Origin of the sequence: Burkholderia sp. CCA53 (genome assembly GCF_001685525.1) — a bacterium.
GTDB classification, from domain to species: Bacteria; Pseudomonadota; Gammaproteobacteria; order Burkholderiales; family Burkholderiaceae; genus Burkholderia; species Burkholderia multivorans.
Window position 1 is genome coordinate 1,723,075 of sequence record NZ_BDDJ01000002.1, and the last position, 16,296, is coordinate 1,739,370.

A 16,296-nucleotide genomic window follows, 5' to 3' on the forward strand; every position below is an offset into this window, starting at 1 on the left:
CGGAAAAGATACAGGCGCGCGCACGCTTATGCACGTGCGCAATTGCCGTGCCGCGGTCTTACGACGTCGCGCGCCTTATGTCGCATTTACGCGCGATGCACGCGAAATAGACTGATTGATGAGCGACGGAACGAATCGGCGAGTTTTGGGGGCAAGCCGATCATCCAGCCACGCTCGGGAACGCAGGGCCAATTGATCGGTTCGATCGCGGCACGCAGTGCCGGCGCCGCCGCGATCGAGCCGTCTTTACGGGGGACCACGCAACGTGCGCCGGCGGGCGAACGTGCGATCGCGTATCGGCCGCCGCGCGCGGCGATGCGCCATTGCCGTTGCGCCGCCATCTCGGCGGAGCAAGCAAGGCTTGAAGTCCGGTCGTTCCGCGCATGTGCCATGCGCCGATCGGCCGTTTCGATGCGCGGACCACTCGCGGCCGTCTGCCGGCCGTCGCCGGCGGCCGCGCGAAAGAGACATGCGATGAAAAACATGTTGCACGCCCGCGGCCCCGCGCCGGCCGCGGTGCTCCTTTGCGCCGGCTGCTGGGCCGCATGGCCGGCCGTTGCCGAATCGCCCGCGTCCGGCTGGCCGACGCGGTTTGACGCCTGGCATACGCGCGTGTCGGACCGGTATGCGCGCGCGTCGCGTGCCGCCGGTGCGTTGCCGGTCGCGACCATTCAGCCGAGCGCGAACGGCGGCGATCAGGCCGATGCGCTGCAGGCCGCGTTCGACGCGCTGCAGCCGGGCCAGCGTCTCGTGCTCGCGCCCGGGCGCTACGAGGTCGGACGCTCGCTGACGGTCTCGAAAGCGGACGTCGTGATCTCCGGTTACGGCGCGACGCTCATCGCGACGACGGCGGGCGATCAGACGCTGACGATGAGCGGCAGCGGATCGACGCTCGTCGGCATCACGCTGATCGGCACCGGCACGACGCGGCTCGCGACGCGCGAGTCGACGAAGGTGCAGGTGACCGGCAGCGGCGTGCAGGTGCTCGGCGTGACGATACGCGGCGGCGCGAGTGCGGGGATCTTCGTGTACGGCGGTCGTCAGGTCGCGATCGTCGGCAATGCGGTAAGCGCGACGCTCGCCGACGGCATCCACGTGACGAACGGCTCGACCGACGTGCGCGTGCAGCGCAACACGGTGACGGGCACCGGCGACGATCTGATCGCGGTCGTCAGCTATCAAGCCGACGGCCGCCTCAGCGGCAACGTGCTGATCGACGGCAATTCGGTATCGGGCAATCCGTGGGGACGCGGCATCTCGGTCGTCGGCGGCCGCTCGGTGACGATCTCGAACAATACGGTGGTCGGCGTGCAGAAGGCGGCCGGGATTCTGGTCGCGCAGGAGGACAGCTGGCACACGTACGGCGTGACGGACGTGAGGATCGAGAACAACGTCGTCGATGCGATTCAGGACGGCACGAACGCGAACAACGGATTGCCGCCGACGCACCAGGCCGCGATCGAGCTCGATACGTGGTCGGGCTCCGTGTCGTATGGCGTCGTCAAGGGCAATCGCGTGTCGCGGTCCGGTTTTGCGGGCTTTCGTGCGTACGGGAACGTCTGCCAGTTCGCGGTGATCGACAACGCGTTCACGTCGATCGCCGATGCGCCGGTGTCGCTGCTGACGAACGCCTGCCCGGCGAGCGCGATCGTCGTGTACGGCAATACCTTGAGCGGCGTCGCACTGCCGCCCTCGATCGGCGCCTCGACGTCCGGCACGATTCCGGCCGGCGGCGCCGTGACGACCAGCCTGCCGACCGTGCGTACCGAGCTGATGCAGACGAGCGGCACGCGGATGCCGAAGCACCGCTGACGGCCGCGGCCCGCTGCCGGCAGCGATGCGCGCGGGGCATGCAAGGCAGGTCATGCACGCACCGCGTCAGATCAGCCCGGCCTTCCTGCCGGCAGCGGCCGCCTGCGTGCGGTTCAGCACGTGCAGCGTCCGGAAGATCGCGGTGATATGCGCCTTCACGGTTTTTTCCGACAAGCCGAGCCGATCCGCGATCACCTTGTTCGGCACGCCTTCCGCGAGATAGCGAAGCACCTCGATCTGACGCGGCGTCAGCGGCGCGCCGGCCGCCTGGCGTGGCGGCTCGATCGTGTAGGCCGCGCCGTCGTCGAGCAGCAGCGGCGGCACGTAGCGCTCGCCGTTCAGCACCATCACGATGGCGGACAGCAGCGTATGCGCGCTCGCCGACTTCGGCACGTAGCCGAGCGCACCGTGCGCGAACGCCGCGCGCACGTCGCGCGGATCCTCGGACGACGACAGCACGATGATCTGCAGCGCCGGGCGCGCACGCGCGAGCGCGGCAATCGCGTCGACGCCGCTCGTGCCGCGCATCTTGAGGTCGAGCACGATCGCGTCGATGTCCGCGTGCTGGTCGAGCATCTGCATCGCGTCGTCGGCGCTGGCGGCCTGGAGGACCGCGAGCGCCGCATCGTTGCGACGCAGCAGCGCCTCGACGCCGTCGCGCAGCACCGGATGATCGTCGACGATCAGAATTTTCATGGCGTCTGGGTTCGCGGCAAGAACCGGTTGAGCGGATCGACCGATCTTACCGGCAGGTGTCCCGATGTTGGATGCGTCGGCCGATCGAAATGTTCGCGCGTTCAACGCCGCGTTGCGATTCGACCGGAAATCGTGCGAACTCGGTCGTCGCGGTGCGTAATGCAGGTGCAGTGCCTCCGATGCTCAAGGCTGTTCGCTTGTCGTCGGCCGGAGATCGATGCTGCCGCGCGTTTGCGGGAAGCGGGCGCGCGCGCTTCCCGCGTCGGCGCCGATATATTTCTCGATGACATAAACGGGCGGGTTGCGGCACCTCTGTGCGCGCCCGCGCGTCAGCCATCGACCGCTTCGACCGCTTCGACCGGTGCACCGGCCGCGACGAGTTGCGCGATGGCCGCGCGCAACTGCCCGTTCTCGATTGGGCGGTGCAGCAGCAGGCAGCCGTTTGCATCGGCGAGCGGCGCCGTATCGGATGCGTCGCCGATCAGCAGCGCCGGAATCGCCAGATTGTATTCGGCGCGCAGACGGTCGATCACGTCGATGCCGGTCTCCGTACCCTGCAGATGCAACGCGCTGACGAACACGCTCGGGCGTGTCGTGCACCGCGACAGCCGTTCGATCGCTTCGTCGGCCGAGCGTGCCGACAGCGTGTCGTAACCCCATCGCACGAGCCGTCGTGCGATCGCGTCGCGTACGGCGCGTGTGTCGTCGACGACGACCACGAACGCGGCGGCCGGCGCCGCGTGCCGGCGCACGCCGCCCGCGGTCCGCGCGCGCGGCACCGACACGACGAAACACGATCCGCGCCCCGGTTCCGACCACACCGACAACCGGCATCCGAGCAGCGCGACGAGGCGGCGCACGATCGCGAGCCCGAGCCCGAATCCGCCGTCGTGGTCCGACGCGGCGCCGTCGACGCGGTAATACTCGCGAAAGACGAGTTCGAGCTGATCGCGCGGGATGCCGCGGCCCGTATCGTGGATCTCGATCGCGATGCGCGCGCCGCGGTAGCGGCAGCCGACGACGATGCGCCCCGCGTCGGTATAGCGCACCGCATTGCCGACGAGATTGCGCACGACGCGCTCGATCAGCACCGGATCGGAGTCGACGATCGCGCGGCACGGCACGCGCGACAGACGCAGGCCTTTTGCGGCCGCATCGAGCAGATATTCGTTGCATACGCGACCGAGCACGGTGTCGATCGCGAACGGTCGCCGATGCACGTCGACGACGCCGGCATCGAGACGCGACACGTCGAGCAGTGCACCGAACAGTGTGTCGAGCGCGCGCGTCGACAGCTCGATCTGCTGCAGCAGCCGTTGACCGTCGGCCGGCATCGGTACGCCGCGCAGCGCGCCGACCAGCACGCCGAGCGCGTGCGACGGCTGGCGAAGATCGTGGCTCGCGGCGGCAAGCAGCCGCGACTTCGCGAGATTCGCGGCTTCCGCGCGCAGCTTCTGTCGACGCAGCTCGACCGCGCGCTGCACCGCGGCGTCGCGATCGCGCTGCAGCTCGGCGGCGCGCCGTTCGGCGTCCGACCGCAGCCGGCCGTGGCGCGCGATCGCGCGGTGCGCGAGCAGCGCGACGATGCCGGCGAGCGCGGCGATCGCGAGCAGCGTCGGCGCGAGCGCGCGTTGTGCGGCGTGTGTAGATAGCGCGGCGGCGACGACGCCCGGTACGGTCGCCGGCAGCACGAAGGCGAGCAGCGCGGGAGTCGACGGGCTGAAGTGCGGTGCGGCGGCCGTGACGACCGCGAGCGTCGCCATCGCGACGGCGACCTGCGCGTGCGCATCGGCGACGGCGGCCGCGTGAAGGCCGGCCGATCCCCAGCCGATGCCGGCCGCGACGCCGAAGGCGACGCTCCACGCGATCGAAACGGTGCGATCGCCGGCGCGCATGGCCGAGCGCCGATCACGGTGCGCGACGATCGCGAGACCGGCCGCGCTGCCCGCGACGTAAGACGCCCACACGGCGCCGACGGTCGCGTCGAGACTGCCGAGCCGATGCAGCGCGCTCGCGAGCGCGACGGCCAGCAGCGCGGTGGCGACGACACTCGCCGTGGCCGCGTCGTGCGCGACGTCGGTCGAGTCGATGGAAAAGAGGCGGTGCGGGCGCATGGGGCTGCGCGCGTTCGTCGCGCGCGGGCGAGGCGGGCGGCGAACGATGTGCGCGGACAGTCGATCCTTTAGACAGAATAGTCGCCGCCGAGCCGATTCGTATGAAATGCGGTGAACCTTCACGCGGGATTGTTGCGCACCATACGGAGTCCGGAACGATGAATGAAGCATCGATACGCAATCGGTGGTCGACGGCGCCGATTCACATCCACGCATTGAAAATAGCGGCACGGATAGGCGACGTTTGTCTGCGCGGATGCAATCAGCCCGTTTGCCCGGACGCCGATCGCTCTCCGATTTCAGTTCCTCGAGCCGGCGTGCGTCCACGACTCCAGGCCGCCGAACATGTTGCGCCAACGATACGAGCGTCGGAAAATTTTCCAGACAACGGGATGCGGAGCGGACTCCGTTTGATTCGCTCAAGCCGCTGCGGCAGCCCTGCCGACGTCACGTCGCTACGCATGACGACCATGCAGGAACCGAAGCTGCTCCAATGGCCGGCCACTGTCGCGGGCCAGCGAACCGCTAGCGCCCGTGTAGGTTGCAACGACCAGGAGGACACGTGAAACGCTTCAATCCGGCGCCAGGAAGGCGCATGGCATGCAGGCCGGCAGCGAGCGCCATAGCGAGCGTTGTCGTGCTGGCGTCCTTTATCGCTGTCGCGTCAGCCCACGCGGAGCCGGTCGTCACGGGGCCGCTGAACGTCGATGGATCGCTCGTCGTCCTCGGGCCGGTGACGGTCGACGGTTCGCTGACGGTGGCCGGCGACATCTCCGCTCGCGGCCCGATCACGGCAGCCTCGATCGAACGGAATCCCGCCGACGGTCACGCCATACGCAAACGCGGTGGAAACAATACATTCCATGGCCCGCTTACGGTGCATGGGCCGCTGACCGTATACGGCGATCTGGAAGTGCGTGGCCCGATCGCCGTTGGCGGCTCGCTCCACGCGGCTGGGGCTGTCGACGCCGAGGGTCCGGTTACGCAGCGACGTTGAGTACATCGGTGGGAAAAGCGGTGACCGATCGTGTGGACCGCTGCGACCATGCCGGCCGGCGACGGCTACCGTTTCGGCCAACGGCGTCGGGCCAGCATATCGTCGAAGATCGGAACGACAGCGAGGGTGACGAGGACAATGGCCAGCGGAACGCTGGACATGAAGCCGACGTGGCGGAAGCCGACCGCGCCTGCGAGCCCGCCGACGAGGAACGACAGCAGCAGCGATCCAAGCAGAAGGAGTTTCTGCCGGTCTGCGCGGACGAGATCCCGGTGCGTTGTTCCAAGGTTCCAATAAAGGAGCTTGCCGAGTTCGATTCCGATATCCGTTACCAGGCCGGTGACATGCGTCGTACGTATCTCCGCCTTCGAGATTTTCGTGATCATCGCGTTTTGCAGGCCCATCACGTAACAAAGCAGGCAGACGGTTGCCGGTACGAACAGCACCTGGTGCGTCTCGAGCCCCGATCCTAGAAGGCCGAAGAGCAGAAGCAGCGTCGCCTCGAGAATCAACGGCATTGCGTACTGGCTGCTCAGATGCCGGCGGCGGCCCCAATTGATCAGGATCGCCGACGTGGCGGCCCCGACGAGGAACGACAGCAACGAACTGAAGCCGGCCACGACGACGCCGATGTCGCCAAGCGCGAGGTTGTCGGCCATCGACGACACGATGCCGGACATGTGGGACGTGTACTGCCCGACAGCGAAGAATCCACCGGCGTTGGCCGCGCCCGCGACGAACGCCAGCGATCGGCCGAGACGGCGATTCGCGGCGTCGCTGCGTTCGGGGATAGTGAATGCGCGGAGATAATCGATGGGCACGGTTACCCTCAAAGTCGGGGAGTGAGCGGTCAGAGGTCGACGCCGACCGGCTGATCGTAGCATGCACGTCTCTGCGACTGCGGGAGTCTGACCTGGCGGATCTGTGCGAGCGATGATCAGAGTCTGCTGCCGTCCGCCATTCAACGCTTTCCGTAGATGTTCTCGCAGAACGCGGCACTCGCGCCCAGCTTCCGTGACAGATCGGCGGCCGCCTCCAGCTGCGGTCGATCCAGTTCGCCCGACTCGTGCGCGACGCTGAGCCGAGATGCAGGACCGGAAAGCGTCAGCGCCGCCATGAACTTGTCGCCGGCGCCGAAGATCGGCACCGCGAACGCTGCCGTGTGCACATCGCGCGCGCCCGCGGTAAAGAGGGGCAGTGCAGGCGGCTTGTCGTAGATCGGTTCGCCGAGTCCCCAGAAACGAATCACGTGGCTGATCGCCGTATCGTCGAGCGGCAGCGCCGTCCCCGCGAGCCGCGTTTCACGCAGGCCTTCGGACGGCTCGACGCGAAACAGGCAAAGCCGCTGCCCGTTGTCGTGCACGTAGTACGATGCGCTTTCTTTCGTCAGCGCGGCCAGCGCATGCAGCGCCGGTTCAACGACCGTGGACAGATGGAAGGACTGCTCGTACAGCTTCCCAAGGTACAGCACGCGATGTCCGAGCGAATAGTTGCCGGATTGCGCGCGCACGACATAGCCCATTCGCTCCAGCGAATTCATCAAGCGATAGACCGTCGTCTTGTGCATGCCGGACGCCTGCGACAGCATCGCGAGCGACTGCGATTCGGCGCCGGGCTTGAAGCAGTCCAGCAGCGAAAGCGCCTTTTCCACAGCCACCACCCCGTCATTTCCCATTCCCTTTCTCCCGTCGACATTCAGCCGGCATTGTACAGAGTAAAACGCTGATTTACCACGTAAAAGGGTAAACGCCAGTGCCGTGGTCGGCGCCAGATGGTTATAGTGATTTCACCAAGTACACCAACGTTGTACACAGTACAACGCACAACTCGAGGTCGAATCATGAGCAAGCCATTCGTCAGCAGTTCTCCGATCAATCGCGACATCGAACGCGTCCCGCCCGAACTCGTTCAGGCTGCCGCGCGCTATCAAGCTGCGATCCTGGCCGACGTCGCGGGCCGACGCGGCACGGTGCATGGTCGCGTGCGGCCGTTGTCGCCGAAGATGAAGGTCGCTGGCCCCGCGATCACGGTGGAAGTCCGTGTGGGCGACAACCTGGCGATCCATGCGGCGCTCGCCGTCGCGAAGCCGGGCGACGTCGTCGTGGTCGACGGCAAGGGCGACATCTCGTGCGCGCTGCTCGGCGAAATCATGGCGACGCAGGCGAAGGCGACCGGCATCGCCGGCATCGTCATCGACGGCGCGGTGCGCGACGCGCACGAACTGGCCAATGGCGACTATCCGATCTTCGCGGCCGGCCTCAATCCGTGCGGGCCGACCAAAAGCGTCGCAGGACGCGTGAATGCGCCGATCTCGCTGGGCGGCACGCCCGTCAATCCGGGCGACCTGGTGGTCGGCGATGCCGACGGCGTCGTCGTGATTGCGCGCGCCGACGTCGCGCGCATCGTCGATCTCGCGCAGAAAAAGCTCGACGTCGAAACCGCGCGTATCGCGGCGATCCACAAGGGCGACGTTCGTCCCGGATGGATCGAGAAAGAGCTGCGCGCAGCCGGCATGCTGGCCGAAGGCGAGGCACTGTGATGCAGACCGCTTCGCATAAGCCCGTGGTCCTCGTGACCGCCGCCGACCTTGCGCCGCAAGCGCTCGAGATGCTTGCGCCGTTCGGCGTCGTGTTCGCCGGCAAGCAACCGACCGAAAGCGACATCGTGGCGCTGTGCACCCGGCACAAGCCGGTCGCGATCATTGTCCGGTACGGGAAGATCAACGCGCGCATCATGGACGCCGCCGAAAACCTGCAGGTGATTTCGAAGCACGGCAGCGGCATCGACGTGATCGATCAGGACGCTGCCGCCGCACGCGGCATTGCGGTGCGCGCCGCGGTCGGCGCGAATGCGGCCGCCGTCGCCGAGCACGCGTGGGCGCTGATGCTCGCGTGCGCGAAGTCGGTTCCGCAGCTCGACAGCCGCATGCGCGCAGGCCATTGGGACAAGGCGACGCACAAGTCCGTCGAGCTCGACGGACGCACGCTCGGCCTCGTCGGACTTGGCGCGATCGGCCGCCGCGTCGCCGCGATCGGCGCGGCGTTCGGCATGAAGGTTCTCGCATTCGATCCGTTCGCGAAGGAGGCGCCCGCCGGTGTGAAGCTCGTGCCGCTCGACACGCTGTACGCGGAGTCGGACGTCGTGTCGCTGCATTGTCCGCTGACGGCCGACAACCGCCGGATGCTCAACCGCGACGCGCTCGCGCGTTTCAAGCGTGGCGCGATTCTCGTCAATACCGCCCGTGGCGGCTTGATCGACGAAGCCGCGCTTGCCGACGCGCTCGCGAGCGGCCACTTGCGCGCGGCCGGGCTCGACAGCTTCGACGTCGAGCCGATGACGTCGCCGCACCCGTTCCAGCAGATCCCGAACGTGATTCTGTCTCCGCATGTCGGCGGCGTGAGCGACGCCGCGTACGTGAACATGGGGAAGGGCGCGGCCGCCAACGTGCTCGCGGTGCTGAACGAACGCGCGCACAGCGCGGCTTGAACTCCTGGACATCGAGGTACGCATGTTTTATCTGACGAGTCCCGACGTGCGCGCAGCTGAAGTATTCACGCGCATGCCCGAGAAGTTTCGCAAGCCGGACGTCCGCACCGAATGGGCGCGCGCGAACCGCGGCGGCATGGTCACGGATTCCTTTCTCGAAGGGCCGGTCTGGGATCCGGACGGCTATCTGTTCGTCACCGACATTCCGCACGGGCGCATCTTCCGCATTTCGCCGTCGGGCGACTGGGATCTCGTCGTCGAATACGACGGCGAGCCCAATGGGATGAAGCGCTTCGACGCCTCGCACCTGATCGTCACCGACTACCGGAACGGCCTGATGCTGGTCGATATCGAGCGCGGTGAAGTGCATCCGTACCTCGAGCGCCGCAACACCGAGCGCTTCAAGGGCGTGAACGACCTGACGTTCGACTCGGCCGGCAACCTCTATTTCACCGATCAGGGGCAGACGGGCCTGCACGATCCGACGGGCCGCGTGTATCGGCTGTCGCCCGACGGCAAGCTCGACATGCTGCTCGGCACCTGCCCGAGCCCGAACGGGCTCGTCCTGTCGCGCGACGAGAAAGTGCTGTTCGTCGCGATGACGCGCGGCAATGCCGTGTGGCGCATGCCGCTGCAGGCCGACGGCTCGGTCACCAAGGTCAGCCAGTTTTTCACGTCCTATGGACCGAGCGGCCCCGACGGCCTCACCGTCGATCTCGAAGGCCGCCTGTTCGTCGCGAATCCGGGGCTCGGCCGCGTATGGGTACTCAACCATTGCGCGGAGCCCGTCGAGATCCTGACCGGACCGAAAGGGGCGTCGCTCACGAGCGTGTGCTTTGGCGGGCCGGACATGAAGACGCTTTTCATCACCGAATCGACGTCCGGTTCCATCCTGAAGGCGGACATGAGCATTGCCGGCCCGCTGCCGAAACAGGCAGCGAAGAAGGACTGAAGCGCACGAGCCGGGAAGCCGCTCGTCGGCCTTCCGGCCCCTATACGGAAAAATCGCGCCGCCAGCCGCGCGAAGAAGGAGACAAGCATGACGATTTCGCATGCGCTGCGTGCCGGCGACGACGCACCGCGCGCCGACGCGCGATCCGCGCAGCACCTGGCCGACGACGATTACGCGGCCAGCGAGCGCACGCTCGCGAAGGCGTTCCGGCGCATTCTGCCTTTCATCTTCGTCTGCTACGTGATCAGTTATCTCGACAGAACCAACGTCGGTTTTGCCGCGCTGACGATGAACAAGGATCTCGGTCTGACGGCCGAGCAGTTCGGTGTCGGTGCCGGCCTGTTCTTCATCGGCTATTTCCTGTTCGAGATTCCGAGCAACCTGATCATGCAGAGGGTCGGTGCACGCGTGTGGATTGCGAGAATCATGATCACGTGGGGCCTGTTCTCGATGGCGACGGCGTTCGTCGTCGGACCGAAGAGCTTTGCGGCTGCGCGCTTTCTGCTCGGGCTCGCCGAGGCGGGCTTCACGCCGGGCATCTATCTGTATTTCACGCACTGGTTCCCCGGCAAGTGGCGCGCGAAGGTGACAGCCGCATTCCTCGTCGGCATTCCCGTCGCGAACATGATCGGCTCGCCGATTTCCGGCGCGCTGCTCGAACTCGGCGGCCTGCACGGACTGCGCAGCTGGCAGTGGCTGCTGCTGATCGAAGGTGTGCCTGCGGTGATGCTCGGCATCGCGTGCCTGTTCGTGCTGGCCGACCGTCCCGAGAAAGCTGCGTGGCTCAGCGACGAAGAGAAGGCATCGCTCGCGAAGCGCCTCGCTCTCGAGCAGCGTGACATCGGCGCGAAGCACGGCAGCAAACTGCGCGACGCGATGACGAACTGGCGCGTGTTCGTACTCGCGTTCATCAACTTCTGCGGGATCGTCGGCTCGCTCGGCGTCGGCCTGTGGATGCCGCAGATCATCAAGCAGTTCGGCGTCGATCACACGGTGGTCGGCTGGCTGACGGCCATTCCGTATGCAATCGGTGCCGTCGTGATGCTCTGGTGGGCGCGCATCGCCAATCGCGCGGCCAGTCGCGTTCCGTATGTCGCCGGCGCGCTGGCCGTCGCTGCCGTGGCGTTGTGCGCTAGCGCGTTCATTCATGCACCGGTGTTCAAGCTGTTCGCACTGTGCGTCACGGTGAGCGGGATCCTCGCGTTCCAGGCGACGTACTGGGCAATCCCGTCGGGATTCCTCACCGGCCGTGCCGCCGCGGGCGGGCTTGCGCTGATCGTGTCGGTCGGCAACCTCGGCGGCTTCGTCGGGCCGTCGATGATCGGCGCGCTCAAGCAATTCTCCGGCGGCTTCACCGTGCCGCTCTTCGCCGTGTCGGGTGTGCTGTTGCTCGGCGCACTGACGATTGCATGGCTCGGCGATCCGGGCTCGGGTGCCGGCGAAGCGCCCGCAGCCCGCAAGACGTGAATCTTGTTTCTCAGACCTACCCACAAAAAAGTTTGGAGACTCCATGTTGTCGAATCAGGCCAGCCAGAATGCCCGCCCGTCATCCCGCTTCGTGCTGGGCGCCGTCACCGTCGCGAGCGCGACCTTGTGGTGCGGCGCCGCGCATGCGCAAAGCAGCGTCACGCTGTACGGTATCGTCGACGTCGGGATCGAGCACATCAACAATACGAGTACGGGCGGCGCGCAGACGCGCGAAGCGTCGGGCAATCTGTCGGGCTCGCGCTGGGGATTGAAGGGCGTCGAAGATCTCGGCGGCGGCATGAAGGCGATTTTCCAGTTGGAAGACGGCTTCAACGTCAATGACGGCACGACCGCGCAGTCGACGAAAGGCCTCGGTCCGAACGCCGCCACGACGTCGCGGCTTTTCGGCCGGCAGGCATGGGTCGGACTGTCGTACCGAGGTCAGCAGCTGACGTTCGGCCGCCAGAACTCGCTCTTCTACGAGCAGGCCGTGGCGTTCGATCCGATGGGCGCGTCGTCGCGATACTCCGTGCTGTCGCTCGACTACGCAGCGGCCGCGCGTATCGACAACTCGGCGAAGTACACGGGCGTGTTCGGGCCGTTGACTGCGCAGGCGATGTACAGCACGCGCTACGACACCGGGTACGGCTCGGAGGTGCCGGGCGCACAGCTCACCGGCCGCTTCTTCAGCGGCGCATTGACATTCGCACAAGGACCGTTCGCCGCCAGCCTGTCGTACGAGCAGCGCAACAGCAATACCGTCGCGACGAACACGGGCACCGAACGTCGCGCAACGGCTGCGGCGTCGTATGCGATCGGGCCGGTGAAAGGCTTCGTTGGCTATCGATATCTGCGTGCATCGAACGCGTTCCTGCCGGCGAACCCGATTCGCGTCGCGAACGGCGTCGAGGCCAGCGCGGCGAACCTGTACTGGGCCGGCGCGCAATACACGGTGTCGCCGGCGTTCGTGGTCACGGCAACGGCCTATTACCAGGACGTGCATTCGACGAGCGCCGATCCGTGGCTCGCCGTGCTCTGTGCGGACTATCTGCTGTCGAAGCGCACCGATATCTACGCGACGGCCGGTTTCGCGCGCAACAAGGGCGGCTCCGCGCTGGGCGTGAACGGCTACGGCACGGTCGCGCCCGATCGCAACCAGACGGGCGTGGTGATCGGCATGCGCCAGAAGTTCTGAGGCGAGTGCGATGCAGATTGTTCACGCGCCCCATCTTCCCGTCAGGCCCGAGTGGCTCGCATTGCGCGACGAGCCGGTGCTCGAACCCGCGCTTGCCATCGTCGACGCCCATCATCACCTGTGGGACCGCCAGACCGGACGCTATCTCGCGGACGAGTTCGGTGCCGACGTGCGCAGCGGGCACCGGATCGTGTCGACGGTCTACGTGCAGTGCCGCTCGATGTTGCGTGAAAGCGGGCCGGATGCGTTCAAGCCGGTTGGCGAAGTGCAGTTCGCGAGCGGCATCGCCGCGATGTTCGACAGCGGCGCATACGGCCCGACGCGATGCTGCGACGCCATCGTCGGCGGCGCCGATCTGTCGCTCGGCGCGGAACTCGGGGCGGTGCTCGACACGATGCTGGAGGTGTCCGGCGGGCGGCTGCGCGGGATCCGCAATCCGCTCGCCTGGCATGCGAGCCCGGACGTGCGATCGAGCCCGGTGACGCCGCCGCGCGACCGGATGTCGGATCCGGCTTTCCGGCAAGGCGTGAGGACGCTTGCTCGCTACCGCTTGTCGCTGGACGCGTGGGTCTATCACACGCAGCTCGACGAACTGTACGAACTCGCGCGTGCATGCGAGGACGTCGTCGTCGTCATCGACCATTTCGGCGGGCCGCTCGGCGTGGGCCCGCACGCCGGGCGGCACGCGGAAGTTCATGCGCTGTGGAAACGGCAACTCGCGCGTCTGGCCACGCTGCCGAACACGCGCATGAAGCTCGGCGGCGCGGGCATGACCGTGTTCGGTTTCGACTTCGCCGCGCGCGATCTGCCGCCGTCGTCGCAGGAACTCGCGTCGGCGTGGCAGCCGTATTTCGACACCTGCGTCGAATGCTTCGGCGTCGACCGCTGCATGTTCGAAAGCAACTTCCCCGTCGACAAGGGGATGTTCAGCTATCGCGTGCTGTGGAACGCCTTCAAACGACTCGCGTCCGCGATGTCGGCCGACGAAAAGGCTGCGCTGTTCAGCCGGACGGCCGCATCGACGTATCGCATCGCGATTCCCGGAGACAACCGATGAAGACGAATGCCACCGTGGCGACGCAGGACACCGAGTCCGCAGCCGCCGAACAAAGATTGACGCGCGTGACCGGTATCGAATGGCGTTCGCTGTCGCTCGCGGGGCTCGGCTGGACATTCGAGAGCTACGACTCGTTCCTGCTGTCGCTGCTGCTGCCGACGCTCGCGCTGCAGTTCGGGCTGAGCAAGGCGCAGCTGGGGATGTTCACGAGCGTGACGGCGGCCGGACAAATTGCCGGAGGCATTCTGTTCGGCTTCGTATCGGACCGGATCGGGCGCGTGCGCACCGCGCTGCTCTGCGTCGGCATCTACTCGCTGTTCTCCGGCCTGATCGCGTGTGCGCCCGACGCGCACTGGTTTGCCGCGCTGCGCTTTTTCGGCGCGCTCGGCATGGGCGGCACCTGGACCGCCGGCGCCGCGCTGATCGCGGAGACCTGGCATCCGAGCCGGCGCGGCAAGGGCGGCGCGCTGATGCAGATGGGCCTGCCGATCGGCGCGATCCTCGCGATCGCGATCTCTGGCATCGTCGGTGCCGCGCATGGCGGACTGGCCGGCGACAGCTGGCGTGTGCTGTTCCTGATCGGCGCATCGCCGTTCTTCATTCTGTTCTGGGTCGCGCGCAAGACGCCGGAATCGCCGATCTGGCTCGAACGCAGGCACGCGAAGTCGCAGGCTCGCCCGCTCGACGCGGCAAGTCGCGAGAAGCTGAACGTGCGCGGCCTGCTCACCGCGTTCTGCTTCATCTTCTTTCTGCAGTACCTCTACTGGGGCGTATTCACGTGGACGCCGACGTTCCTCGTCACGGTGAAGCATCTCGACTTCGTGCATAGCCTGACGTTCGTGCTGGCGCTGCAGTTCGGCGCAATCGCCGGGTTCCTGCTGTTCTCGGCATGGGTCGACCGGCTCGGCCGGCGGCCGATGTTCCTGGCCTACCTGCTGGTCGGTGCGCTGGCCGTCGGCGTGTACATCGTGTCGGCGAATCCGTTGCTGCTGATGACCGCGATCTTTCTGACCGGCTTCAGCGTGAACGGCATCTTCGCAGGCGCCGGTCCGTTCCTCGCGGAGATCATCGGCAACACGGCATCGCGCGGGTTCTTCATGGGCCTCGCGTACAACGGCGGGCGGCTCGGCGGCTTCGTCGCGCCGTTGATCATCGGTGCGCTGGCGTCGACGTCGGGCGGTTTCGCGCTCGGGCTCGCGACGACGATCGTCGCGTTCATCGCCGCGGCCGCGGTCGTGCTGTTCGCGCCCGAAACGCGCGGCAAGGCGCTGTCATGAACGTGGCAACGCAAGCAGGGTGGGTGAACAGGCTGTTTCCGGCGCTGTCGGAGGCATCGCTGCGGCGCTACCTGAGCGGGCAGGTCGCGTCGGTGCTCGGCAGCTGGACGCAGAACGTGACGCTCAATCTGCTGATCTATCACCTGTCCGGCTCGGCGGCGATTCTCGCGCTGCTCAACTTTCTGCTGTACGGGCCGCAGCTGATCGTCGCGCCAGTGGCGGGTTCGCGGATCGGCTCGGGCAATGCGCGCCGCGTGACGCTATGCGTGCTGATGACGTCGCTGCTGCTGACGGGCAGCCTGTTCACGTTGTCGCTGCTCGGCCTGCTCGGCGTGAAGCTGATCCTCGCGCATGCGCTCGCGATCGGCGTGTCGAGTGCGGTGGAAACGCCCGCGCGGCAGGTGCTGCTGCTGACGAGCCTGCAGGATGCGACACACACGTCCAACGCGGTCGCGATGAACACGATGGTCTACAACGTCGGCCGCATGGTGGGCCCGACCATTGCCGGATTCGTCTATCCGACGCTGGGGCCCAGGACGTCGTTTGCGATCTATGCGCTCGCGCTGTGCTTCATGGCGACATGCGTGCGGTCGATCCGCACCGCATCGGCGGGCCGCCCGACGCGCGCGGAGAGCGGCCTGCGCGACGCGGTCGGCTACGTGCTGTCCGATCCGTTCTCGGCCCGCTATCTGCCGATTCTCGCGTGCATCGGCCTGTTCGCCGGCAGCTACCAGACGCTCGTGCCGCTGCTCGCGGACCAGGGTTTTCACGACGCGGCGCGCTTTACCGGCGTGTTCTTCGCGTGCGCGGGCGCCGGCTCCCTGAGCGCGGCGGTGCTGCTGTCGTCGGCGTTCGGGCCGCGCGCGTCGTACCGGTTCATCGCGTATGCGCCGTGGACGGCAGTCGGCGCGCTGGCCGTGCTGGCCGCGACGACCGATGCGGCGAGCTCGATCCCCGCTTTCTATGCGCTCGGCTTCAGCCTCACGTTCGCGGCCACGTCGACGAACGCGACGATTCAGCGCCAGTGTCCGGACCACGTCCGAGGCGGACTCGTCGGGATGTACGGGATGGCCTACAACGGCACGATGCCGTTCGGCTATCTGCTGGTCGGAAGCGCGTCCGAGGCGCTCGGCGTGCGACACACCTTCGCGGCCATGGCCGCGGTGCTCGCGTGCGGCGTCATTGCGGTCATCGCATGGCAACGGTTCACAGGAACGCGCTCAGGCGCACAATAAACGGAGAC

Annotated in this window: 15 protein-coding genes; 10 read left to right on the forward strand and 5 right to left on the reverse strand. The window is 66.9% G+C overall.

Features of this window, described 5'->3' with window-relative positions; genetic code table 11:
• Nucleotides 1–86: 86 nt before the first annotated feature.
• A complete protein-coding gene (locus tag BCR55_RS23945) occupies nt 87–485 on the reverse strand; it encodes a hypothetical protein (RefSeq protein ID WP_065496176.1) in 399 nt (132 codons plus the stop codon).
• Here BCR55_RS23945 and BCR55_RS23950 point away from each other — a divergent pair.
• Entirely contained in the window at nt 484–1,812 is a 1,329-nt protein-coding gene (locus tag BCR55_RS23950) for a nitrous oxide reductase family maturation protein NosD (protein ID WP_065496177.1), read from the forward strand. The two genes, BCR55_RS23945 and BCR55_RS23950, sit on opposite strands and share 2 nt — an antisense overlap.
• Nucleotides 1,813–1,878: 66 nt before the next feature.
• Here the strand turns inward: BCR55_RS23950 and BCR55_RS23955 are convergent, their stop codons facing one another.
• Both BCR55_RS23955 and BCR55_RS23960 read right to left on the reverse strand, forming a co-directional pair.
• Nucleotides 1,879–2,508, reverse strand: a complete 630-nt coding sequence (locus BCR55_RS23955; protein ID WP_065496178.1) for a response regulator transcription factor — start codon at nt 2,506–2,508, stop codon at nt 1,879–1,881.
• 329 nt (nt 2,509–2,837) lie between these two features.
• Entirely contained in the window at nt 2,838–4,622 is a 1,785-nt protein-coding gene (locus BCR55_RS23960; RefSeq protein WP_065496179.1) for a hybrid sensor histidine kinase/response regulator, read from the reverse strand.
• Between the two features lie 562 nt (nt 4,623–5,184).
• On the opposite strand from BCR55_RS23960, the gene BCR55_RS31645 reads away from it, so the two are divergent.
• Complete coding sequence (locus BCR55_RS31645) at nt 5,185–5,619, forward strand: hypothetical protein (RefSeq protein WP_230938058.1); 435 nt, start codon at nt 5,185–5,187, stop codon at nt 5,617–5,619.
• Nucleotides 5,620–5,684: 65 nt separating this feature from the next.
• On the opposite strand, the gene BCR55_RS23970 is transcribed toward BCR55_RS31645, so the two are convergent.
• Both BCR55_RS23970 and BCR55_RS23975 read right to left on the reverse strand, forming a co-directional pair.
• Complete coding sequence (locus BCR55_RS23970; RefSeq protein ID WP_006406180.1) at nt 5,685–6,440, reverse strand: YoaK family protein; 756 nt, start codon at nt 6,438–6,440, stop codon at nt 5,685–5,687.
• 140 nt (nt 6,441–6,580) lie between these two features.
• Nucleotides 6,581–7,294 carry an IclR family transcriptional regulator gene (locus BCR55_RS23975; protein ID WP_006406181.1) on the reverse strand — a complete coding sequence of 238 codons (714 nt, stop codon included), beginning with the start codon at nt 7,292–7,294 and terminating at the stop codon, nt 6,581–6,583.
• 165 nt (nt 7,295–7,459) lie between these two features.
• Between BCR55_RS23975 and BCR55_RS23980 the strand changes: the two genes are divergently transcribed.
• From BCR55_RS23980 to BCR55_RS24015, 8 genes are all read left to right on the forward strand, one after another.
• Nucleotides 7,460–8,158 (forward strand): diguanylate cyclase, encoded by a 699-nt coding sequence (locus BCR55_RS23980; RefSeq protein ID WP_006406182.1) that lies wholly within the window; start codon nt 7,460–7,462, stop codon nt 8,156–8,158.
• Entirely contained in the window at nt 8,158–9,105 is a 948-nt protein-coding gene (locus BCR55_RS23985; protein WP_065496181.1) for an NAD(P)-dependent oxidoreductase, read from the forward strand. Before BCR55_RS23980 ends, BCR55_RS23985 begins: the two co-directional genes overlap by 1 nt.
• 22 nt (nt 9,106–9,127) lie before the next feature.
• Nucleotides 9,128–10,057: an SMP-30/gluconolactonase/LRE family protein gene (locus BCR55_RS23990; RefSeq protein ID WP_059938855.1), complete on the forward strand. Its 930-nt coding sequence runs from the start codon at nt 9,128–9,130 to the stop codon at nt 10,055–10,057.
• Nucleotides 10,058–10,144: 87 nt separating this feature from the next.
• The gene (locus BCR55_RS23995) at nt 10,145–11,524 is read left to right on the forward strand and encodes an MFS transporter (RefSeq protein ID WP_065496183.1); all 1,380 of its coding nucleotides are present in this window, start codon (nt 10,145–10,147) and stop codon (nt 11,522–11,524) included.
• Nucleotides 11,525–11,567: 43 nt separating this feature from the next.
• On the forward strand, nt 11,568–12,719 hold the full coding sequence (locus BCR55_RS24000) for a porin (protein ID WP_065496185.1): 1,152 nt from the start codon (nt 11,568–11,570) through the stop codon (nt 12,717–12,719).
• 10 nt (nt 12,720–12,729) lie between these two features.
• On the forward strand, nt 12,730–13,776 hold the full coding sequence (locus BCR55_RS24005; protein ID WP_065496186.1) for an amidohydrolase: 1,047 nt from the start codon (nt 12,730–12,732) through the stop codon (nt 13,774–13,776).
• Entirely contained in the window at nt 13,773–15,053 is a 1,281-nt protein-coding gene (locus BCR55_RS24010) for an MFS transporter (RefSeq protein WP_065496187.1), read from the forward strand. Before BCR55_RS24005 ends, BCR55_RS24010 begins: the two co-directional genes overlap by 4 nt.
• Entirely contained in the window at nt 15,050–16,288 is a 1,239-nt protein-coding gene (locus BCR55_RS24015) for an MFS transporter (protein ID WP_035946080.1), read from the forward strand. The genes BCR55_RS24010 and BCR55_RS24015 overlap by 4 nt, the downstream gene beginning before the upstream one ends.
• The last annotated feature ends 8 nt before the right edge of the window (nt 16,289–16,296 follow it).

Excerpts from the sequence above, each read along its gene's own strand:
- BCR55_RS23950 (WP_065496177.1), top strand. The coding sequence starts at position 484 with ATGTTGCACGCCCGCGGCCCCGCGCCGGCCGCGGTGCTCCTTTGCGCC.
- BCR55_RS23945 (WP_065496176.1), bottom strand. The coding sequence starts at position 485 with ATGTTTTTCATCGCATGTCTCTTTCGCGCGGCCGCCGGCGACGGCCGG.
- BCR55_RS23955 (WP_065496178.1), bottom strand. The coding sequence starts at position 2,508 with ATGAAAATTCTGATCGTCGACGATCATCCGGTGCTGCGCGACGGCGTC.
- BCR55_RS23960 (WP_065496179.1), bottom strand. The coding sequence starts at position 4,622 with ATGCGCCCGCACCGCCTCTTTTCCATCGACTCGACCGACGTCGCGCAC.
- BCR55_RS23975 (WP_006406181.1), bottom strand. The coding sequence starts at position 7,294 with ATGGGAAATGACGGGGTGGTGGCTGTGGAAAAGGCGCTTTCGCTGCTG.
- BCR55_RS23980 (WP_006406182.1), top strand. The coding sequence starts at position 7,460 with ATGAGCAAGCCATTCGTCAGCAGTTCTCCGATCAATCGCGACATCGAA.
- BCR55_RS23985 (WP_065496181.1), top strand. The coding sequence starts at position 8,158 with ATGCAGACCGCTTCGCATAAGCCCGTGGTCCTCGTGACCGCCGCCGAC.
- BCR55_RS23990 (WP_059938855.1), top strand. The coding sequence starts at position 9,128 with ATGTTTTATCTGACGAGTCCCGACGTGCGCGCAGCTGAAGTATTCACG.
- BCR55_RS23995 (WP_065496183.1), top strand. The coding sequence starts at position 10,145 with ATGACGATTTCGCATGCGCTGCGTGCCGGCGACGACGCACCGCGCGCC.
- BCR55_RS24000 (WP_065496185.1), top strand. The coding sequence starts at position 11,568 with ATGTTGTCGAATCAGGCCAGCCAGAATGCCCGCCCGTCATCCCGCTTC.
- BCR55_RS24005 (WP_065496186.1), top strand. The coding sequence starts at position 12,730 with ATGCAGATTGTTCACGCGCCCCATCTTCCCGTCAGGCCCGAGTGGCTC.
- BCR55_RS24010 (WP_065496187.1), top strand. The coding sequence starts at position 13,773 with ATGAAGACGAATGCCACCGTGGCGACGCAGGACACCGAGTCCGCAGCC.
- BCR55_RS24015 (WP_035946080.1), top strand. The coding sequence starts at position 15,050 with ATGAACGTGGCAACGCAAGCAGGGTGGGTGAACAGGCTGTTTCCGGCG.